The organism is Rhodopseudomonas sp. AAP120 (assembly GCF_001295845.1).
Taxonomy (GTDB): domain Bacteria; phylum Pseudomonadota; class Alphaproteobacteria; order Rhizobiales; family Xanthobacteraceae; genus Rhodopseudomonas.
Genome location: NZ_LJIC01000188.1, coordinates 1 through 21,279 on the forward strand (window position 1 = coordinate 1; position 21,279 = coordinate 21,279).

Genomic DNA, 21,279 nt, shown 5'->3' on the forward strand with positions numbered 1-21,279 from the left:
GGCGGAGCCGCTCTGACTTGCGGAGACGCCCCCTCACCCCAACCCTCTCCCCGCAAGCGGGGAGAGGGAGCGCGCCATCGCCATCACCAAGTCTTCGTTCCGAATCGAGCCGACTGGAGCGTTGCCCCATGCGCGTGATCGGGGGGCGGCTGCGCGGGCGCAATTTGGTGGCGCCGTCGTCGCGGGAGATCCGGCCGACGGCGGATCGGCTGCGCGAGTCGTTGTTCAACATCCTGATGCACACTTACGAGAATCCGATCAGCGACGCGCGGGTGCTCGATCTGTTCGCCGGCACCGGCGCGCTCGGTATCGAGGCGTCGTCGCGCGGCGCAAAGTTCGTGCTGTTCGTCGACAACGGCGCCGAAGCGCGGGCGCTGCTGCGCGCCAATGTCGAGGCGCTCGGGCTCGGCGGCGTCAGCAAGGTGTATCGCCGCGACGCCACCAATCTCGGCCCGGCGCATCCGGTCGAGCCGTTCGGCGTGGTGTTTCTCGATCCGCCCTATCGGAAGCAACTCGCCGAGAAGGCGCTCGCGTCGCTGCGCGACGGCGGCTGGCTGCTGCCGGACGCGCTGGTGATCGTCGAGGAGGCCAAGGACGCCGGCTTCGTGGCGCCGGACGGCTTCGCCGAACTGGAGCGCCGCGCGTACGACGACACCGAATTCACCATCCTGCGGTTCGGACCGGCGCGTAGCTGATCGCTTGATCGTCGCTGCGACGATCAGCCCGCCACCCAGTTGCCGTGAAAGCCGTCCGGCACGCGGTGGCCGAGTTGCACCAGCGCGATCGGGCCCGCCGTGATGTCGGCGGCGTTGAACACCGCGAGATCACTGCGGTTCTCGCAGCCGCGCCAGATCACCGTGAGCAGCCAGCCATCGGCTTCGGCGGCATCGGGCGTGCGCGGCACGAACACCGGCTCGCCGATCGTATCGCCGGCCGGCAGCAGATAGCGCGCGCGGCGGCTGCCGTCGCCGTCGACATGCACCAGTCCGGTCAGCATGCCCAGCATCGGCGTTTCCGGGCTGGCGCAGGCGTACCAGCCGTGACTGTTGGGCAGGCCGGCGCGGCGTTCGTCGATCCGCGGAAACTCGCCGCTGATGTCGTCGAGATAGCGGCGCGAAAAGCCGTTGGTGTTGCTGGCAAGATCAAAGCTCCAGCGGCACAGCCGGGCGCGGCCCTTGTCGGACTCAGTAGGGCGGCCGTCCGGATGCGGAAACAGCGGCGCGACCTCCGACTGCATCACGTCGGCGACGATCCGGGTGCCGTCCTCCCACGCGTTCATGACGTGGAACACGAAGCAGGCGTCGCCGCGAAACCAGCGGATATCGCGCGTCGTGCCGCTGCGCTTCATCACGCCGATATAAGATCCCTTGTCCGGGTCCCACGCATAAGGCGGCTTGCGGCGCATCGCCCGCCACATGCTGCCGGTCAGCGGCAGGATCGGAAACAGCACGTAGTTCTCGGTGACGATGAAATCGTGCACCATCGCGGCGTAAGGAGCTTTGAAATATTCGAGCCGCGTGACGTGCCCCGAGGCGTCGATGGCGCCGAACGACATCGTCCGCTTCAGAGGGCCTGCCGCGTTGTAGCCGAAGAACAGCATCTCGCCGGTCACCGGATCGATCTTCGGATGCGCCGTGAACGGCCCCTTCAGCGCGCCGCCATAGTCGTGATAGCCGCGCGTCGCCAGCGTGCCGGGTTCGATCTCCATCGGCAGATGCGCCTCTTCCAGCGCCAGCAATCTGCCGGCGTGGTACACGATGTTGGTGTTGGCGACGTTGCCGTCCTCGGGCGCGGCGCGCGGCGCGTCGGGCAGCTTGAGGTTGAACTCGCCGTAGAGCGGCCGGCCGGCCTCGTGCTCGGCCAGCCATTTCGGCGTACGGACCCAGCGGTTGCGATAGCTGGCGCGGCCGTTGTCGAGTTTGAACGCGTGCAGCATGCCGTCGCCGAAGAACCAGTGTGCGTTCGGTGAGGCGAATTGCGGGTTGGCGCCGTTGCGATACAGCGTGCCGTTCAGCTCGCGCGGCAGCTCGCCCTTGATCGGCAGAAACGCCGCGTCGCACTCCATCGGGATGGGCGCGAGGTTGTCGCACGCGTCCGGAATTCCGATCACCTGTAGCATGGCCAGCTCCTGACGATCCTCGTCGTCGCAATTTGCTGAATTCAATTTGCCGAGTTCAACTTGCTTAGTTCAATTTGCTCAATTCAATGTCAGCAGCCGTCCGAAAGGCTGCGTGGTCTGCGCATTCGCCTCGGGCACTGCCCAGATCACCGGCCAGCGCGGCTTGAAATCCGCCGGGCCTTCGAGATCGGTCAAGACCACCGCGATGTCGGGTTTGTGCCGGTCGGCTTCGGCGAGCAGCGGTGTGAAATCGGTGCCGCCGCCGCCGGCAAACGAGATTTCGCCAAGTACGAAACGCCGGCCGGGCTCGAACCACTCGACCTGGCGGACGCGCTCGTCGCCGATGATCAGCACCAGCCCGGCTTCCTGCCGCCGCAGAATGGTCTCGATCTCGTTGGCGAACCGTTCGATCAGCCGGTCGTCGATCGAGCCGGAGACGTCGATGATCAGCGCCAGCCGCGGCTCGTTCTTGGTGGCCTGGAAGCCCGGCTCGAACGGCATGCGATGCTTGCCGGCGCGGCCCTGATTGGCGATGTAGGAGCGCGCCGGCCGCGACCAGGTCAGTGCCGGCTTGCGTGCCAGGCCGCGCGCGAGCTGCACGCGCAGCACCTGCGCCCATGGCGTGCGGGTGCGCGGCAGGTCGGCGATCAGGGTGCGCAGCATCGAGAACGCGCCGTCGCCGGCATGGCCGCGCAGGATGCGTTCGCTCCAGTCGCGGGCGTGTTCGGCCTCCGCCTCCGGCGCGGATTGCGACTCCGCATTGGGGATCAGGTCGCGTGCGCCGCCGGCACCGAGTTCACGCACCTTGGCCGAGCGCGCGCCGTCGGCGCGCTGTTCGGCGCTCTCTTTGGCCGACTCCGACTGGGACTGTGACTGATTGCGGCCGCCGCTGCCGGCCTCATCGGAGTCCGAGCCGGAGCGCGAGGCATCGTTGGATTTTTGCTTGCCGGTGTTGCTGGTCTCGCGGCGATCGTCGATCGCGCGGTACAGCTTCTCGACGTCCCATTCCAGCAGTGCCGCTTCGGGAGGCTGCTCGCGCTTCAGCGCTTGCGCGAGGAGTTGCTCGAGCATCACCGATCTGGCTGGCAGCTTCAGCCAGGTGAGATGCGCCAGCGTGGAGTTGACGATGGCGTCGGCGCAGATGGTGTAGAGTTCGAGATCGACGTCGCCGATCACGCGCTGCAGCTCGACATAGCGCTGCGGATGGCGCAGCGCGATGTGCAGCACCTCGTGGGCGACCAGCCCGGCCTGTTCGGCGAGCGGCAGCTTGTCGAAGGCGGCGCTATAGTAAACGGTGGTGCCGTCAGTCACGGCGGGCGATGCGGGCTCGTTGCCGTCGGCGGGCAGGTCCTGATGCCGCACCCACAGCGCGAGACCGCCGGTCGAGGGCGCGAACTCCACCATGCGCTGGATCGCGCGCGTCCCGCGATGGCTGAACAGCGCCGCGGCTTCAGGCATCCTGCGATTCCAGTTGCCGGCGTTCGCCGTAGCGCGCATAGGCCGGGCTGTCGAAGATCGCCGCCTCCAGTCCGTTCTCCAGCCCGCGCTGCATCAACAGCTCCATCGCCAGCGTCTGCGCCTCGCGGATCGGCAGCGGCACCCCGCGGATATCCGGAAGCTGCTCGACGATCTCCAGCGCGCGCGCCAGAGTGTCCTTGTCGGTGCAGGCGGCGAGCAGGCCGTACAGCATGCCGTACAGGGAATCGAGCGTCTTCGGCAGCAGCGCCGCGGTCTCGGGTCCCGGCCTCGCGGCGAGCAGCTTGACCACGTCGGTGCCGGCCTTGATCTCGCGCAGCACGCCGAAGAACTCCGCCGCGTTGGCGGCGCCGATCCGGCCCTGCACGAACAGCCGCTTGGCAGAGTCGGATAGTCCCGACTTCAGCACGTTGGAAATGTCCTCCCAGCCGCGCGGGCTGGCGCCGATCAGATGATCGCCGGCGAGCTGCGCCTGGGTGTCGTCGAGCTTGTCGGGGCGGACCTTGAGATAAGCCATCACCTCCGGCGCGAAATCGCGTGCCATCGCATGGCTGAGGAAGGCGTCGATCGCGGTCTGGACGTTGAAGTGGAACATCCGGTCGGCCAGCGCCGTGCCCATGTCGTGGCTGATCGCGCCGTGGAAGCTGGCATTGCCGGCGGCGACCACCAGCCAGCCGTCCGGCAGTTGGTAGTTGCCGACGCGGCGGTCGAGGATCAGCGAATAGGCCGAGATCTGCAGCCGCTGATCGGCGGCGGTGAGTTCGTCGAGAAACAGCAGCCCCTCGGGCTGATCCGGCGACGGCAGAAACTCCGGCGGAAACCACACCGTCTTGGCGAGGGTCTCGTCCGCGTAGATCGCGCCGCGGATATCGACCGGCTCGATCGTGGTGAGCCGCAGATCGACCAGCGGCACCTTGTAGTGCTCGGCGACCTGACGCACCACCGACGACTTGCCGACCCCGCGAGTCCCCCACAGCATCGAGGCGCGCTTGCGTAGCGTCGGCTCGCCGTACTGCTCGATCAGCGCGGCCTTGGCGGCGGCGATCGAGACCGGGGGAATGTTCATCGGGTTGCCGTGCATCGGTCCGGTCCTCGGTTAGGTCGTCTGAGCGTCGAGAGCTGGCGCCGCCGCGGCTTCCATCTGCGGATGCCAGGCGGCGTGGTCGATCCGGCGTGGCAGCGGCGGGATTTCCATCGACGGGATGTCGCGCATCCCGAACGCGCCGATCATCAGCAGCGGCGGTGCGCCCATCAGCAACAGGTTGATGATCGAGTCCTGCGGGATATCGACCAGCGTCAGCCCGGCGGCGCCGACGATCAGGCTGGCGAAGAACAGCAGCGGCAGTGCCCGGCGCAGCGCCACGCCCCAGCGCGCCCTCGCCAAGGTATCGTGATAGGCAGCCGGCGGCTGCGACAACGTGCGAGTCAGGTGGCCGATGGTTTGTTCGAACCGCGCCTCGATGGCGCGGCTCAGTTCGGCGCCGCTGCCGCGTGCCTTCAGTTTGCCACACCATCCGGTCTTGCGAACCCTTAGCGGCGACCATGCCCAGCCCATCACCGCGAGCAGGTCCTCCGGCAGCTTCGCGCCGGCCGCCTGTGGGGTGATGTCGATCTCGGCCGGATAGCCGCGCACCTGCGGCGCCCGCAGCACGATGGTGAAGCCGGCGATCCGCGCCTCGCCCCGGAGCAGTTCGCGGTCCACCGCCGCAGCATCATCGGGCGCGGCGCCGGCGCGCGGCGCCAGCCGGTAGCTCAGCGCCACGGTGGTGCCCTCGACCGATCGAAACTGCTGCTGTGGCCGCACGGTTTCGATCCGTGCCAGCAAGGCGCCGGGCTCCTCGCCTTGTGTCTCCAGAAGCGCCGAGAGCCCGCAGCCGAGCGTCAGCGTGCGTGTCACGACGCTGAATCCGGGACGGGGATTGTCGAGCTGCAGGATCTCGTGCGCAGCGACCCCCGCAGCATCGCCTTCGTCATGGATCACCGGCTTGAAGATCAGCCGGCGATTGATGCGGTCGCTGGCGCCGAGATCGATATGGAAGTCGCGCCGCGTGAACGGCTGCACGAGCGTGAGGATCTCATGGTGCGTGAGCGGTTGCGCCGGCGGTGTTTCGGAGCCGGGCGAGCCGGCGAGGAGCCTTGCGTAGTTCATTCGCGCTCAACACCTCCGCATTGGAAGTTGTGATCACATGATTTGCATTGTCAGTTAACAGCGCGCGCGCCGCTCATTGCAACTCGAAAACCAAACCCATGTAATGATCGCAGGGAGCGCCGCTTCACATCCTCGTGCGGCGCTCCCCCGGTTGTCAGGCGGTCGCGACAGGTGTGTCGTTCGGCGCTGACACTGCGAGAAATTGATCGTACGACTTTACCACTTGGTCGAGCACCTCGAAGTGCATCAGCGCTCCGGCCTCGAACTTCACGATGGTCCAGTTCGATCGTCCGGCCACCCGGCTCTTGTGTCGATAGTCGACAAAGTCGCCGCGCGTGCCGAGCGCCATCCACACCGGCAGCCGGAGCGATTCGTAGATGTTGAGGATATCCTTGCTGAACATGAAGCCGGCAACGAAGTAGTACGGCGCATAGCGGGCGCCGGGTTGATGGGTAGTATGGTAGTCATAATCCAGCATGGATTCGTCGATCTGCTTCGAGCCCCAGGCTTTCTCCAGGAATTTCCGGATCACCGGTCGCGCCGTCAGCAGTTTGAAGAAACCCTCGTCCCACAGCTTGAAACGCAGGGTCCCGAGCAGCCAGCTTTGGCCACGCGTGGTCGGCGCGCGCTCGTCACGCGCCTTGCCTTCGAACCCGGTCGGGCTGATCAAGCCGAGTGTGTGGAAGCTCTCCGGCTTCTCGGTCGCGGCGCGCGCGGCAAACTCACACGATAGCGACAACGCGATCACATCGATCGGCTGCGATCCGTGCACGTCCTGCACCCGGGCGATCGCCGCATGCACCGCGTCGGTCATCATCCGGGCCGTGTATTCGCGGTCGTCGCGATCGGACTGGCCGAAGCCGGGAAGGTCGACGGCGTGCACCGGACGGTGTTTGGCGTAGTGATCGTAAAGCGTCTTGATCTCGAACGCAGAGCCGGCAGCATTGATGCTGTGCACCAGCAACAGCGGCCGCGTCGTTTCTTCGCTCGCGGTGAATCCCAGCGAGTAGGTCGCGAGTCGGCCCACTTTGGTGGCAATGTCCGTTCGCGTGCCGCCGACCGGATTGGCGAGGCTGGACCGGGCATGGCCCTGCCGCGCCTTGGTGGTATCGAGTGTTTCACTGTTGGTGACGGACATTTTAAATCCCCTTTGCGTCGCCTTGGCGCGCATGAACGAAAGGCAAATGAAATGGAACCTGATCTGTTCCAATGCTGTCTGCGCAGAAGGGAACTAATTAGCAAAATGGTATTCGCGTACACGAACGCCCGCGACATGATGGCATATGCGTAGTTGCTGTTGAGCTGTTTGAGACGCGAACAGTCAGGCGAACGTGACGTCAACCCATCACGTTGCGCGAGCGCTCAATGACGGCGTGACAGCTGCACGCCTCCACACGTCATCCTTCGAATGACGATCCGTTCGGCTTGATGCGAATACCCTTGCGCAGTCGCGTCCAGGGCAGTGATGCGGGGTCGGCCGGCATCGCGCCCGGCGCTGCGCAGATCAGCAACTTCTCGGCGATCGGCTGGAAGTCGGCGCGGAAATGCACCGAGCTCTTCACCACCAGGATCGCCTGCGCGGTCGGCTCGATGCCGACATAGCGATACATCGCCTGATCGGCGAGCTGCGCCTTGTGCGACGACACCACGACGCGGACGTCGCCGATGCGCAGGCAGGCCGACGGCCCCATCTCCATCTCGCGGCCGCCGTAATACGGTCCAGGTGCGACGAACCGTCCGTCCGACAGCTGCTCGACCACGAAGCTCTCTTCATACGGCGCGTCGCCGGCAATGCCTGACTTTCCGCCGAGCGCGAGCCGCACCGTGGCGCCGAGGCCGGCATCGTGCGCGGCTTTGGCAGAGGCCGGGTCGTAGATCACGCCGATCGCGGCGCGCTGCGCATTGGCGCGCACCAGTGCGCGCAGCATGCCTGTGGTGTCGGAATCGCCGCCCGCCCCGGGATTGTCCTGGGTATCGGCAATGATGATCGGCTTGCTCGCGCCCTCCGCCAGCTGCATCGCCAGCTTGACGCCGTCGTCGGGCGTGTAGATCGGGCCGTCGAAATCGTCTTCGTGGCCGATCACCAGAGCCGCCACCTTGTCGGCCGCTGCGTCGGCGTCCGCATGAGTGCGGCCATAGGCGAACACGCTCGCGCCGCAGTCGAGGAAATCTGCTGCCGGGAAGCCCGGCGCGAACGACAGCGTCGGCACGGCGTCGCTCTCCAGCGCGGCGAGCTTGTCGTAGATCCCTTTGGTCGGCTCGTCGAAGGTGCATTGCCAGGAGATCGGAATCAGGAACGGTAGTTGCCGGAATGCCTTGGAGAGCTTCTGCCCGCTGTTCAGCAGCAGCGCGAGGTGCTTGGCCGATGCCCGGCCAGTGTCGGCCATGTCGACGTGCGGATAGGTGCGATAGGCGATCAGCGCGTCGGCGTGCTCGACCATTTGCGGAGTCACATTGGCGTGCAGGTCGAGGCTGACCACCAGCGGCAGCCCGGGGCCGATGACGTCACGCACGCGGGCGAGGATCTCGCCTTCGCCGTCGTCGAGATGCTCGGTCACCATCGCGCCGTGTAGATCGAGATACACCGCGTCGAGTTGGCCGGCGGCCCTGATGCCGTCGATCATCACTTTGACGACGCGTTCGAAGGCATCTTCGGTGACGTGCGCCGATGGGCTGGCGCCGCAGGCGATGGTGGGGATCAGCTCCCAGCCCCGCGCCTCGGCGTCCTCGACGAAGCCGGCGAGTCCGACATTGATGCCGCGCATCACCTTGAGCACGTCCGCGCCCGTCGTCATCGCCGGCCATCCGCCGCCATGAACGAATGCCTCCCAGGTCGCCTTGGTGGGCGCAAAGGTGTTGGTCTCGTGCAGAAAGCCGCCGACGGCGATGCGGGTCATGATCGTTGTTCTCTTGCTGACTTGACGTTCGTCATTCCGGGATGCGCCCTCTTGGGCGGAGGCCCGGTATCCATATCCCCTGGCGGTGGTTATGGATTCCGGGCTCGCGCTAGCGCGCCCCGGAATGACTTGGGGAGAGGTTGTTGGTTAGTTCGCCAGCGCCTGTGCGGCTTCGCTCACCGGCCGGAAGTTGGCGAAATCCCAGTTGCGGCCGGGGGCGGCTTCGAGCAGTTGGCGGGTGTAGGCCTGCTTCGGATTGGTGAGCACTTCGGCGGCGGGGCCTTGCTCGACGACCTGGCCCTTCTGCATCACCGCGACGTCGTCGCAGATCTGCGCGGCGACGCGCAGATCGTGGGTGATGAACAATAGCGCGATGCCGAGCCGGGTCTGGATCTCGTCGAGCAGGTCCAGCACCTGCGCCTGCACCGAGACGTCGAGCGCCGAGACCGCTTCGTCCGCAACCAGCACGTCCGGATCGAGTGCCAGCGCGCGGGCGATCGCGATGCGCTGGCGCTGGCCGCCGGAGAACTGATGCGGGAAGCGCGAGATCGCGTCGGCCGGCAGATGCACCAGCTCGAGCAGCTGCCTCGCCTTGGCCATCGCCTCGGCATGCGGCATACCGTAATTGATCGGCCCTTCGGCGATGCTGTCGCCGACGCTGACGCGCGGGTTGAGCGAACGATACGGATCCTGGAAGATGATCTGGATCTTCTTCCGGTGCGGCCGCAGCAGCCGCCGCGACAGATCGGAGATCTCGCGGCCGGCGAGGCGGATGCCGCCCGACGTCGGATCGATCAGCCGCACGATGCAGCGCGCGACGGTCGATTTGCCCGAGCCGCTTTCGCCGACGATGCCGAGCGTGCGGCCCTTGTGCAACGTCAGGGTCACGTCCTTCGCGGCCACGACTTCGCGGCGGCCGCCCATGAAGGAGCGCTCCTGATACACCTTGCCGAGTTCGTTGGCTTCGAGCACCACCGACAGCGCCTGCGTTGCGCGCGGCGCACGCGGCACCAGGCTCGGCACCGCCGACAGCAGCTTGCGGGTATAATCCATCTGCGGCTGACGCAGCACGGTGTCGAGCGGGCCGGTCTCGACCAGCCGGCCGGTGCGCATCACCGCGACGCGGTCGGCGATCTCGGCGACCACGCCCATGTCGTGGGTGATGAACAGCACCGCGGTGCCGTGCGCGTGCTGCAGCTCGCGGATCAGCGTCAGGATCTGCTTCTGGGTGGTGACGTCGAGCGCGGTGGTCGGCTCATCGGCGATCAAGAGCTTGGGTTCGAGCACCAGCGCCATCGCGATCATGATGCGCTGGCGCTGGCCGCCGGACAGGCGATGCGGGTAGGACGCGAAGATGCGCTCGACATCCGGCAGGCGGACCTGCTCCATCATGGCGAGGATGCGCTTCCGACGCTCGCGGGCACCGAGATCGGTGTGGAAGCGCAGCACCTCGTCGATCTGGCGGCCGACCGGGATCACCGGATTGAGCGCCGTCATCGGCTCCTGAAAGATCATCGCCATCTGGCTGGCGCGCAGCTGGCGCAGCCGCCGCTCGCTGGCGGCGACGACGTTCTCGCCGGCGAGCCGGATCTGGCCGCTCGCGACGTGTAGTGCGCCCTTCGGCAGAAGCCCCATGGTGGCGAGCGACGTCACGGACTTGCCGGAGCCGCTCTCGCCGACCAAGCACATCGTCTCGCCCTGCCGAACGTTCAGCGAAATGCCGTCGATCACCTTGTCGCCGTCGCCGCTCTTGCCGAGCCGCACGATCAGGTTGTCGATCTCGAGAACGTTGTCGGTCATATCAGTGTTGCCCGGTTGGAGAGCGCTCGTGCCCCGGATGCAGTGCAGCGCGCCGCACTTGCGGCGTGGTGCACTGCTGATCCGGGGTCCCGGTGGATTGGCCGGCTAACCGGGGTCCCGAATCTGCGGAGCCGCACTGCGTGCCGCACCGCGTCCGGGACACGGGAGGAGAGTTCGGTCGTCATCGCGAGCCCTCGCGCTGCTTCATCCGCGGATCGAGTGCGTCGCGGGCGGCGTCGCCGATCAGGTTGACGCTGAGGATCGCGATCGACAGCAGCACGCCGGGCCAGAAGATCAGCGACGGCTTGATCTGGAACAGCGTGCGGCCCTCGGCCATGATGTTGCCCCAGGTCGGGGTTTCCGGGCTGATGCCGGCGCCGAGGAACGACAGGATCGCTTCGGTGAGGATCGCCGACGCGGCGATATAGGTGCCCTGTACGATCAGCGGCGCGACGGTGTTGGGCAGCAGATGCCGCGCCATGATCTTCGGCAGGCTGGAGCCAAGCGAGATCGCGGCCTCGACATACGGCTCCTCGCGGGCGGTCAGCACCACCGAACGGACCAGCCGCGCGACGCGCGGGATTTCCGGGATGGTGATGGCAATCAGCACGGTGGTGAGGCTGGCGCCCGACAGCGACACCACGGCGATCGCCAGCAGGATGCTGGGGATCGCCATCAGGCCGTCCATCAACCGCATGATGATCGCGTCGAGCCATTTGAAGAAGCCCGACAGCAGGCCCACCACCAGCCCGATCGCGATGCTGACCACGGCCGCGCCGAGCCCGATCATCAGCGAGACGCGGCCGCCGTAAAGAATCCGCGAGAGTACGTCGCGGCCATACGCATCGGTGCCGAGCAGGAACTCGGCGCTCGACGGCTTGAGCCGCTGTGCCGGTGCCAACAGCAGGGGATCGTGCGGCGCCAGCCACGGCGCGAAGATCGCCGAGGCGACCACCAGCGCCAGGCAGATCGAGGCCGCCGCGATGATCGGGCTGGAGTACAGGAAGCCGAACTTCTGGCCGAATGGCCGCGTGACCGGCATCGAGGATTCGGGGAGGCTGTCGATGGCCATTGTTGTTCCCCTAGTACCTGATGCGCGGATCGAGCAGCGTGTAGGCCACGTCGATCAGCAAATTGACGGCCACGTAGATGCCGGAAGTGAGCAGGATCATGCCCTGGATCACCGGATAGTCGCGCGCCAGCACGGCGTCGACGGTGAGGCGGCCGATGCCGGGCAGGTTGAACACGCTTTCGGTCACGACGACGCCCGAGATCAGCAGCGCGAAGCCGGTGCCGATCACGGTGATCACCGGCACCGCGGCGTTGCGCAGCGCGTGGCGGAGCAGCACGCGGCTCTCGGTGATGCCCTTGGCACGCGCGGTGCGGACATAGTCCTCGCCGAGCACGTCGAGCATCGCGGCGCGCGTCATGCGCGCGATCAGCGCGACGTAGATGAAGGACAGCGTCAGCGTCGGCAGCACGAGGCGTTCGAAGAACGGGCCGAAGCCGCGCGACATCGTGCGGAAGCCCTGCACCGGGAACCAGCGCAGGTCGATGGCGAAGATCTGGATCAGCACGTAGCCGATCACGAACACCGGAACCGAGAAGCCGATCACCGAAAGCGCCATCACGAAGCGGTCGATCCAGGTGCCGTGCTTCCAGGCGGCGATGACGCCGAGCGGCACCGCGATGATGATCGACAGCAGCAGCGTTGAGATCGCGACGCTCAGCGTCGGCTCGATACGCTGGCTGATCATCTGCAGCACCGGCACCTGAGAGATCAGCGAGACGCCGAGATCACCGTGCAGCAGCTTGCCGATCCAGGTGAAGAATTGCGTGTAGAGCGGTTCGTTGAGGCCCAGCGAGGCGCGGATGCGCGCGAGCTGTTCGGGGGAGGCATTGTCGCCGGCGAGGATTGCGGCGGGGTCGCCGGGCGTCAACCGCAGCAGCAGGAACACGACGAGCGCGACGACGCCCATCACCGGGATGGCCGCGAGAATGCGGCGGATCAGATAGCCGAGCATCGACGCTCCATCGTTGAAGCACATTGCCGATTAGTAAAATTTATCCGCATGATGCTGTTCGTCATATCGCCTTGGTCCGTGCTGCAGAGCGCTGCGATCTGCTGCCTAAGATTGAGCAATTCCCATGCCATGGAACGCGGCGCGGCGAGGGTGGGCCGCGCCGCATGCCCTCATGCAAGCGTCGCGAGCAGTCCGGCCATCAACCGTCCGCGTTCAGCGAGGCTGTCGACTTCGATGTGCTCGTTCAGTGTGTGCGCATCGGCGCCGCGCACGCCGAGCCCGTCGAGCGTCGGAATGCCCATCGCGCCGGTGAAGTTGCCGTCGGAGCCGCCGCCCGCGCTTCCGTGCGGCAGGCTCATGCCTAACTGTGCGGCGATGGCGGATGCCTTTTCGTACAGCGCCATCGTGCCGGCATCGGGCTCCCACACCGGGCGCGTCACGCCGCGCCGGACTTCGAAGGTGACGTCGTTGCTGGTGCCCGACAGCGCCAGCATCCGTTCGACGCCGCGATCGAGATCGGCCTGCCGCTTCGCCATGCTGAGCGCTTCGCCCGTGCAGGTGGTGGCGACGCAATTCACCCATTGGCCGCCGTGTACGATGCCGACGCTGAAGGTGCAGTCGTCGCCGGTCATCGCGTCGATCGCCAGGATCTGCCGCGCCATCTCGCGGATCGCCGAGCGGCCCGACGACAGCGTAGCGCCGGCGTGGCTCGGCTTGCCGGTGGCGGTGAGATTGAATCGCGCGATGGCGTAGCGGCCGGTGACGACGCCGTTGTCGGGACGGCCCGGTTCCGGCACCAGCACGTATTTGTTGCGCGCCGCTTCAGCCTCGATGATGTCACGGGTCGATGGCGTACCGACTTCTTCGTCGGGTGTGAACAGCACGGTGATCGGCAGCGGCGTTGTGAACGACGCGCGTGCGAGCTGGCGGATCGCTTCGAGCGTCAGGTAGTTGCCGCCCTTCATGTCGAAGATGCCGGGACCGAAGGCCTTGCTGCCCTCGCGGCGGAACGACAGTCTCTCGAGCGTGCCGACCGGATGTACGGTGTCGAGATGGCCGGCGATCAGGATGCCGGGTTCGCCCATGCGCGGATGCGGGAAGCGCGCGCGGACGCAGCCCGCAAAGCCCTGTCGCCCTGCGATGCGTTCGATCGACGCACCCATGATCGCCATCTCGCGCGCAGCGAGGTCGAGCATACGTTCGACTGCGGAAGAGTCCCAGGTCGGACTTTCGCACTCAACCCAGGCGCGCAGTCCTTGCAGCATCACTTCGGAATCAAACGGCAAATTGGCAGGATTCATGGGGTACTCACGGTTGGGACGGCTGCTACGAGAAAGATTGCCGGCGCGTTTGTAAAGTGAAACATGCGCGATCCCTGTGCATCGCAGCGTCATGCAGCTCCGCGGCGAGCCGATTGACGCTTGGCACGCTTGGTGCAAGTCTTGGTAGTCATGGTGCTGCGATGCGCAATAACTGCGTGTCGGCGCCTGATGATGCGTCGTCTTGCTATCGTCCTGCCCAAGCAATCATCTGCGGTTGATCAGTTTCACGCCAGGAGAACATCGAATGTTGCATAGGTCGCGTTGGCTGCGTTCAGTAGCTGCGTCCAAGAATTTGCTGCCGGCGCTCGCGCTCGCAGCGTCGCTGACGCTTCCGGCGATCGCCGATGCCAAGACCATTCACGCGGTGATGCATTCCGATTTGCGCGTGATCGATCCGGGACTGACCACGGCCTACATCACGCGCGATCACGGCTATATGGTTTACGATACGCTGCTGGCGATGGACTCGAACTTCAAGGTCCAGCCGCAGATGGCCGACTGGAAGGTCTCCGACGACAAGCTGACCTACACCTTCACGCTGCGCGACGGATTGAAGTGGCACGACGGCACGCCGGTGACGGCGGAAGACTGTGTCGCGTCGCTGAAGCGCTGGGGCCAGAAGGACGGCATGGGCCAGAAGCTGATGGACTTCACGGCCAGCCTCGAGGCGACCGATGCCAAGACCATCACGCTGAAGCTGAAGGAGCCCTACGGCCTGGTGCTGGAATCGATCGGCAAGCCGTCGTCGCTGGTGCCGTTCATGATGCCGAAGCGTATCGCCGAGACGCCGGCCGACAAGGCGATCCCCGAGCAGATCGGCTCCGGTCCGTTCAAATTCGTCGCCGCCGAATTCCAGCCGGGCGTCAAGGCGGTTTACGTCAAGAACACCGACTACGTGCCGCGCAAGGAGCCGCCGAGCTGGACCTCCGGCGGCAAGGTGGTGAAGGTCGACCGCGTCGAGTGGATCACGATGGCGGACGGGCAGACCGCGATCAACGCGCTGCAGTCCGGTGATATCGACTTCGTCGAAGCGCCGTCTTTCGACATCCTGCCGGTGCTGAAGCAGGACAAGGAACTGACGATCCACACGCTGAGCCCGCTCGGCTTCCAGACGCTCGGCCGGATGAACTTCCTGTATCCGCCCTTCGACAACATCAAGGTTCGCCGCGCCGCATTCCTGGCGATGAGTCAGAAGCCGGTGCTCGACGCGCTGGTCGGCAATCCCGAGTACTACAAAGTGTGTGGCGCGGTGTTCGGCTGCGATACGCCGCTCGCTACCGACGTCGGCTCGGAGACGTTGGTCAAGGGCAACGGCATGGCCGAGGCCAAGAAGCTGCTCGCCGAGTCCGGCTATGACGGCACGCCGATCGCGCTGATGGCGCCCGGTGACGTCAACGCGCTGAAGGCCCAGCCGATCGTGGCGGCGCAGCTGCTACGCGAGGCCGGCTTCAAGGTCGATTTCCAGGCGACCGACTGGCAGACCGTGGTGACGCGCCGCGCCAGCCAGAAGCCGCCGAAGGACGGCGGCTGGAACATGTTCTTCACCAATTGGGCCGGTCCCGACATTCTCAATCCGGTCGCCAACGTCTCGACCGGCGGCAAGGGCAAGAACGGCGGCTGGTTCGGCTGGCCGGACGATCCCAAGGTCGAGCAGCTGCGCGATCAGTTCGCTCGCTCGACGTCTCCCGAGGAGCAGAAGAAACTCGCCGCCGAGATCCAGAAGGAAGTCTACGACCAGGTGCTGTACATCCCGCTCGGCCAGTACAAGGCGCCCAGCGTGTGGCGTAACGAGATCACCGGCGTGCTCGACGGCCCGGCGACCCCGGTGTTCTGGAACATGGACAAGAAGGAATAGCGCCGCCGGCGGCGCGCCGACGCTGCGCGCCGCGACGACCCATCATCAGCTCGAGCTTCGCCGTTCCGCCCTCCGCGGGACGGCGAAGTGCTTTCGAGGGCCGCTCCATCACCCGACTAAACCGGGGCCCCGGATCTGCGGCCCTCACGCCGCGGGCGGCGTGGGGGCCTTGTCCGGGGCACGTGTGCTGCGAGGCCTGCATCTCGAACTTCAGCACATCCGCTGCGTGTCCCGGACAAGGAGCGACGCGCAGCGGCGCTCCGCCGATCCGGGACCCCGGTTCTATCGCGGTATACGACGGCGAGCGTGATGATAGCATCGAGGCATGTGCGGCCACTCAAAAACAAAAAGCCCGGCGTGAGCCGGGCTTCACGTCGCCGAGGTGGCAATGAATTACTTCCGCGCGCAGGCGACCGAGATGCTGCTGGCGGCGGGGCTGCAGCGGGCCGTCACCACGCCATCCTTGACCTGGAGCTGATCGGTCAGGCGCGCGGCGCCGCCGCTGATGCAATAGGCCGAGGCGAGGACTTCGTCGGCGCCGCAGGACACCGGACAGCCGTTGGACGCGCAGCTCGACGACGTCACGGTGCGGACCGCGCCGGGCGTCGCCATGCTGGCCATCGCATTGTTGGCGGCCGGCGACGGCGCGGCGGGAGCGACGGCCGGCTTCTCCGCCGCGGGCGCGGCCGCGATGGCCGCAGGCGCCGGTGTCGCTTCGGCGGGCGGCGCGCTGTCTTCCACGGCCGCGGTGGCGACCGGGGCGCGCTCCATGCTGCCGGCCGCTACGTAAACCACAAGGGCGCCGACCACGATCGCCGCGCCGACGATCGCCGGACCGGCCGGCAGGCCCTTCAGCCGCTCGGTCATCGACGTCACGGTGGCGGAGAATGAACCGCCGCTCCAGGAGAGCCCGCGCGTGCGCATATCGTCGAACGCGAGGTAAGCCACTATCACGAGGCCGCCGCCGAAAAAGATGAGGATCAGAAGCGGCCCGATCGCGGAGAGATACTCCATGTCAATGTCTTTCCATCCGTGCCATGCGCGGCGGGCGTGTATAGAGGGCGCTAGCCGCAAACTTCATTGTCGAATATCAAAGAACACGCGCCGACCCGGCCAGGTTGAGGTAAATCAAGACCTCTCGCCGACCGACAGCGACGTGTAGCACAGCTCTGTCGCTCGCGTCATCGTGAGCGCAATCAGGCTCGGGACATGGTTTCCATCCCGCGCCATTCATGCTCCGACGCACGATACGACGATCCCGACCGCGTCAATCCGCGTCCTCCGGGACAGTTCCGGCGCCGTGATCCAGATCAACAGGCAGGGTGCGGCGAAGCGGTTTAACTTTCTCTAACAAGCCACGACGGCGGGCCGATATCGCCCCGATGACACGCATAGATTCGATCCCATCCCGCCGCTGGCGACGGCTGTCGTGGCTGCTGTCGCACGCGCTCACCACCGCCGGCGTCGTCGCCATGGTGCTGGGCACGTCGCCGGACGTCGATGTCCGGTTCGACGATATTCTCGGCAATGTGATCCTGGCCGTGGCGGCGGTGCTGGCGGCCGTCTTCATCGTCCGGCTGTGGGGCGCCGCAGCGCGGCGCCGCCCGCATCAGTATCTGGCCTCCAGCAAGGGCATGGTCGATCTGGCCTGCGCGGTAGCGCTGCCGCTCGGCTGGGCATTGGTGCCGGACCCGCACGACGCGCGGCTGTTCGCGCTGGTGTGGACGCTGCGCTACATCAGCCATGCCAACGGCCTGTCGCTGTTCTGGCGGGTCATGGTGCGCAGCCGGATCGCGCTGCTCAGCATCGCCGGGCTGTTCGTGGTGGTCACTCTGACGGCGGCGACGCTGGCCCACGTGTTCGAGCGCGCCGCCCAGCCGCAGGCGTTCGGCAGCATCGAGCGGACGCTGTGGTGGGCGATCGCGACCCTCACCACCACCGGCTATGGCGACGTCGTGCCGACCACGATCTGGGGCCGGCTGCTGGCCGGCTGGGTGATGGTCGGCGGCATCGTGATGTTCGCGCTGCACGCCGGCATCATCGCCACGGCCTTCGCCGAAGAGCTGCAGCGCCGGCACTTCCTGCGCACCTGGGAGCTGGTGGTCAGCGTGCCGCTGTTTCGCGACCTCGGCGCGGCAGCGGTCGCCGACATCGTCCGGCTGCTGCAGTCGCGCGACGTCGAGGCCGGCGCCGTCGTAATGCGCAAGGGCGATCCCGGCGACACGATGTACTTCATCGTGTCGGGCGAGGCGACCGTCCACATCGCGCCCAAGCCCGTCGTGCTCGGTCCCGGCAATTTCTTCGGCGAGATGTCGCTGCTGTTCGGCGGCCCACGCACCGCCACGGTGGTGGCGACCAAGCCGAGCGTGCTGCTGGTGCTGGATATCGCCGATCTGCACGATCTTGCCGGACGGCGGCCCGAATTCGTCAATCTGATCGAAACCGAAGCTAGACTGCGGCGCGATCGGAACGGCGGCACCGCAGATGACGACGATGGTATTCGAGACTGAGGAGCGAGCATGAAAGCAGCAGACGTGATGACCACCCAGATCGTGACGGTGCGGCCCGATGCGTCGGTGCGTGCGGTCGCGGAGACGCTGCTGACGCACGGCATCAGCGCCGTCCCGGTGGTCGACGAGTCCGGCGCGCCGCTCGGCATCATCAGCGAAGGCGACCTGATGCCGCGCAACGAGAAAGCCCGCGAAGCGCGGCAAGACTGGTGGCTGCAGATGCTGTCCGAAGGCGGCGAGGTGCATCCGGACTATCTGCAATTCCTGAAATCGGATCGTCGCACCGCCGCGCAGATCATGGTGTCGCCGGTATTGACCGTCGACGAGGACCTCCCGATCGCCGAGATCGCCGATCTGCTCTACGAGAAGAACATCAAGCGCGTGCCGGTGCTGCGCGCGGGACGCGTGGTCGGCATCGTCAGCCGCGCCGATCTGCTCAAGACCCTGGCCGGCCCCGCCCATACCGGTTCGCGCGATCCGGTGCATGACGACGGCCACCTGCGGCCGGTGGCGTCCGACAAGCTCGAGGCGCTGTCCCACCGCGGACAGGTCGCGCCGCCGCCTCCGCACGAAGCCGCCACCGACGAATTTTCCGCGGCCGCGTTTCAGGCGCTCGGCATCGAGCACGAGCGGCACGAAGAGGAGCAGCGGCGCGAAGCCAAGCGGATCGCCGAGGAAAAGCATCACCGCCAGGCCAGTCAGATGCTGGCGGCGCATCTGACCGACGAGGCCTGGGAGCACATGATGCACAACGCCCGCGCCATGGCCCAGAAGGGAGAAGCGGACTACCTGCTGCTGCGCTTTCCGGCGGAGCTGTGCACCGACCACGGCCGCGCCGTCAACGTGCCGGACCCGGAGTGGCCGTCGACCCTGCGCGGCATGGCGGCCGACATCTACCTGCGCTGGAAGTCCGAACTCCGTCCCCACGGCTTCACGCTGACTGCCCGCGTCGTCGACTTCCCCGACGGCATTCCCGGCGACATCGGTTTGTTTCTGAACTGGGCGAAGAAGGAAGATTGATGATCAATGGCATTGCCTCTCCGTCATTGCGAGGAGCGCAGCGACGAAACAATCCAGCGCAGTGCCTGCAGCTGGATTGCTTCGCAGAGCCTGTCATCGGGCGGCGCTGCGCGCCGACCCGTTGGCTCGCAACGACGGGGAGGCTGTAATTTGCCGCTCAGATCTTCAAATTGCGATACACCGACACTTCGCGTTCACGGGCGACCCTGGCGTCGTCGCCGGCGCGGATGCCGCGCCAGCCGTCGAACAGCACCACCAGCGTGGTGATCAGGCCGGTGATCTTGCCGATCAGGAAGCCGAACGGGAAGATCAGTCGCTCCGGCGGCAGGATGAATTGCGAGCCGAGGAAGATCAGCACCGCATTGCCGAAATACGCGGTGCGGTAAAGCGTCTTCTCCTTCCAGGCGCTGCGCGCGTAGGGCTTGGAGTTCTTCTTCACCGCCTTGTTGTAGCGCGGGTTGGACAACAGGCCCCACATCCGCCGCTTCTTCGGCAGCGCGCGCGGTCCGGCCAGCAGCGCGCGGAAATGCGTGCGCATCTGCCAGTGCGCCACCAGAGCCAGCAGCAGATTGCCGACCACCAGCGCCGCCTTCAGCTCCCACAGTGACAGCAGCAACTGGGCGCCGAGATCGACGAACAGCAGATGCGTGGCGGCGTTCAGCACGAAGGCGGAACGGTGAAAGGCGGCGCGGTTGATGTCGCCGACCTTCTCGTCGATGAACGCCGCGCCAGGCTTGGCGGCGCCGAGCTGCAGCAGTGCGGCGCGCTGCGCTTCGGTCAGCGGCCAGCTCTTACCGAGCTCAGCGATGGTCAGCTCCGGCGTCCCGCGCTTGATCCGGAACGTCGCCTTGGCGGCCCACCCGGACACACGCGCCAGCCATCGCCGGGTGACGGCGAAGCGCGAGGAGGTCGCGGCGTCCACGAGCGGGGTCGGGTCTGGCTGCATCGCATCCATTATAGCGCAGTCGGTCGAACGGGAGCCCGGTTCGGGTCAAGGCAACGTGTCATGACAACACGTCGGCGCCGCGCCGTCACCCGCCGAAAAGCGGCGTGTCTGCAAGTTTGCGCGCAGCCTTCAGCGCCGCCTCTATCTGGTTGTCCCGGGCCGCGTCGCCGGCAGCGGTGACATCGTCGTCCGCCTTTGCTGCTTCCGGCGTCGTCGGCTGCGACTGGTTTGCAACACTCGTCGCCAACTGGCGCTGCACCGCCGCATCGTTCAGAATGCCGAGCGCATCAAGCAGCTTCTTCAGGCGTTTACTGAACCTTGCCAAGCGCTTGCCGCTCTTGCGGCCGGCGAACAGGCTGTCGAAGAAGCCGGACGCATAGTACAGCTTCTTGGCGGCGATCCGCACCCGATGGCGCTGCTCGTCGTCCAGGTCCTCGAGACGGTCGAGCTTGCCGATCAGGTGCTTGGCGCGGCGTTTCAAGGTGCGCTTGGCGAAAGTCCTGGCTTTCTCCGGCACATCCTGCGCCGTCTGTGCGTGGTCGGTGACGTCGACCCAGCGCTGCAGATCGGCCAGCAGCTTGTCGAAGCGCTTTTCGGTGACGGCGCGCCTCGCATTGGTAAAGGCGCTGGCGCGGTCAGCGGCGACACGTTTGCGGAAGGCGGTCGAGCCGACGCTGCCTGCCTCCTGCAGCTTCAGATCCATCAGGTGCAGGTCGCGTGCCGGTCCAAGCCGGCCGGTCAGCCATTTCAATTCGCGCTTCAGCCGCTCGGTCTCGGGGCCGTGCACCAGCGCAATGAAGATGGTGATGGCGACCCGCGTTCGCCGCAGCGCGATCCGCATCTGGTGCACGCCGACCGGATCGCCCTGTTGCACCGCCGCCCGCTGCGCCGCGATGCGCCCGATCAGCACGGTCGTGATCGACTTGAACGCGTCGGTTGTCGTGATGTCCGATTTCAGAACGATCGACTCGGCGACCGGCTTGCGCAGCGCCGGCACAGCACGTTTCACAGCCGTCTTGCGCCCCGCAACACGTGGAGCGGACACAGCTTTCTTGACAACTCGACGCATATTAACCCGCAGCGGCACCCATCCGCCGCCGCAATGTAGCAGCTTTCCGGCCAAAATGAGCCCGCGGCGATGCCGCGCCGTGGAAAAATGTC

The 21,279-nt window shown here is 66.4% G+C and carries 17 protein-coding genes; 4 read left to right on the forward strand and 13 right to left on the reverse strand.

Annotation, left to right across the window (positions count from 1 at the left end; all coding sequences use genetic code 11):
- Positions 1 to 128: 128 nt before the first annotated feature.
- Positions 129 to 695 (forward strand): 16S rRNA (guanine(966)-N(2))-methyltransferase RsmD, encoded by a 567-nt coding sequence (gene rsmD / locus IP86_RS25185; protein WP_054165185.1) that lies wholly within the window; start codon positions 129 to 131, stop codon positions 693 to 695.
- A 23-nt stretch (positions 696 to 718) separates the two neighbouring features.
- Here rsmD and IP86_RS25190 read toward each other — a convergent pair whose 3' ends face one another.
- The 10 genes from IP86_RS25190 to IP86_RS25235 form a co-directional block, all read right to left on the reverse strand.
- Entirely contained in the window at positions 719 to 2,119 is a 1,401-nt protein-coding gene (locus IP86_RS25190; protein WP_054165186.1) for a carotenoid oxygenase family protein, read from the reverse strand.
- A 78-nt stretch (positions 2,120 to 2,197) separates the two neighbouring features.
- Positions 2,198 to 3,577 carry a vWA domain-containing protein gene (locus IP86_RS25195; protein ID WP_054165187.1) on the reverse strand — a complete coding sequence of 460 codons (1,380 nt, stop codon included), beginning with the start codon at positions 3,575 to 3,577 and terminating at the stop codon, positions 2,198 to 2,200.
- Positions 3,570 to 4,676, reverse strand: a complete 1,107-nt coding sequence (locus tag IP86_RS25200; RefSeq protein WP_054165188.1) for an AAA family ATPase — start codon at positions 4,674 to 4,676, stop codon at positions 3,570 to 3,572. The genes IP86_RS25195 and IP86_RS25200 overlap by 8 nt, the downstream gene beginning before the upstream one ends.
- Positions 4,677 to 4,691: 15 nt before the next feature.
- Positions 4,692 to 5,744 carry a hypothetical protein gene (locus IP86_RS25205; protein WP_054165189.1) on the reverse strand — a complete coding sequence of 351 codons (1,053 nt, stop codon included), beginning with the start codon at positions 5,742 to 5,744 and terminating at the stop codon, positions 4,692 to 4,694.
- A gap of 154 nt (positions 5,745 to 5,898) precedes the next feature.
- Positions 5,899 to 6,882 carry an alpha/beta fold hydrolase gene (locus IP86_RS25210; RefSeq protein WP_054165190.1) on the reverse strand — a complete coding sequence of 328 codons (984 nt, stop codon included), beginning with the start codon at positions 6,880 to 6,882 and terminating at the stop codon, positions 5,899 to 5,901.
- A gap of 259 nt (positions 6,883 to 7,141) precedes the next feature.
- Positions 7,142 to 8,641: a M81 family metallopeptidase gene (locus IP86_RS25215; protein ID WP_054165191.1), complete on the reverse strand. Its 1,500-nt coding sequence runs from the start codon at positions 8,639 to 8,641 to the stop codon at positions 7,142 to 7,144.
- Between the two features lie 147 nt (positions 8,642 to 8,788).
- A complete protein-coding gene (locus IP86_RS25220) occupies positions 8,789 to 10,441 on the reverse strand; it encodes an ABC transporter ATP-binding protein (protein ID WP_054165192.1) in 1,653 nt (550 codons plus the stop codon).
- Positions 10,442 to 10,622: 181 nt separating this feature from the next.
- Positions 10,623 to 11,513 (reverse strand): ABC transporter permease, encoded by an 891-nt coding sequence (locus tag IP86_RS25225; RefSeq protein WP_054165193.1) that lies wholly within the window; start codon positions 11,511 to 11,513, stop codon positions 10,623 to 10,625.
- A gap of 10 nt (positions 11,514 to 11,523) precedes the next feature.
- The gene (locus IP86_RS25230; RefSeq protein WP_054165206.1) at positions 11,524 to 12,465 is read right to left on the reverse strand and encodes an ABC transporter permease; all 942 of its coding nucleotides are present in this window, start codon (positions 12,463 to 12,465) and stop codon (positions 11,524 to 11,526) included.
- A gap of 170 nt (positions 12,466 to 12,635) precedes the next feature.
- Complete coding sequence (locus IP86_RS25235) at positions 12,636 to 13,766, reverse strand: M20/M25/M40 family metallo-hydrolase (RefSeq protein WP_054165194.1); 1,131 nt, start codon at positions 13,764 to 13,766, stop codon at positions 12,636 to 12,638.
- 265 nt (positions 13,767 to 14,031) lie between these two features.
- Between IP86_RS25235 and IP86_RS25240 the strand changes: the two genes are divergently transcribed.
- Positions 14,032 to 15,642, forward strand: a complete 1,611-nt coding sequence (locus IP86_RS25240; RefSeq protein ID WP_054165195.1) for an ABC transporter substrate-binding protein — start codon at positions 14,032 to 14,034, stop codon at positions 15,640 to 15,642.
- Positions 15,643 to 16,035: 393 nt separating this feature from the next.
- Here the strand turns inward: IP86_RS25240 and IP86_RS25245 are convergent, their stop codons facing one another.
- Entirely contained in the window at positions 16,036 to 16,656 is a 621-nt protein-coding gene (locus IP86_RS25245) for a hypothetical protein (protein WP_054165196.1), read from the reverse strand.
- A gap of 368 nt (positions 16,657 to 17,024) precedes the next feature.
- On the opposite strand from IP86_RS25245, the gene IP86_RS25250 reads away from it, so the two are divergent.
- Together IP86_RS25250 and IP86_RS25255 are read left to right on the forward strand one after the other, a co-directional pair.
- Complete coding sequence (locus IP86_RS25250) at positions 17,025 to 18,152, forward strand: cyclic nucleotide-gated ion channel (RefSeq protein ID WP_054165197.1); 1,128 nt, start codon at positions 17,025 to 17,027, stop codon at positions 18,150 to 18,152.
- A 9-nt stretch (positions 18,153 to 18,161) separates the two neighbouring features.
- Positions 18,162 to 19,172 (forward strand): CBS domain-containing protein, encoded by a 1,011-nt coding sequence (locus IP86_RS25255; RefSeq protein WP_054165198.1) that lies wholly within the window; start codon positions 18,162 to 18,164, stop codon positions 19,170 to 19,172.
- 157 nt (positions 19,173 to 19,329) lie between these two features.
- Here IP86_RS25255 and IP86_RS25260 read toward each other — a convergent pair whose 3' ends face one another.
- On the reverse strand, positions 19,330 to 20,118 hold the full coding sequence (locus tag IP86_RS25260) for a hypothetical protein (protein WP_054165207.1): 789 nt from the start codon (positions 20,116 to 20,118) through the stop codon (positions 19,330 to 19,332).
- An 85-nt stretch (positions 20,119 to 20,203) separates the two neighbouring features.
- The gene (locus IP86_RS25265; protein ID WP_245290734.1) at positions 20,204 to 21,127 is read right to left on the reverse strand and encodes a CHAD domain-containing protein; all 924 of its coding nucleotides are present in this window, start codon (positions 21,125 to 21,127) and stop codon (positions 20,204 to 20,206) included.
- Positions 21,128 to 21,279 lie beyond the last annotated feature (152 nt).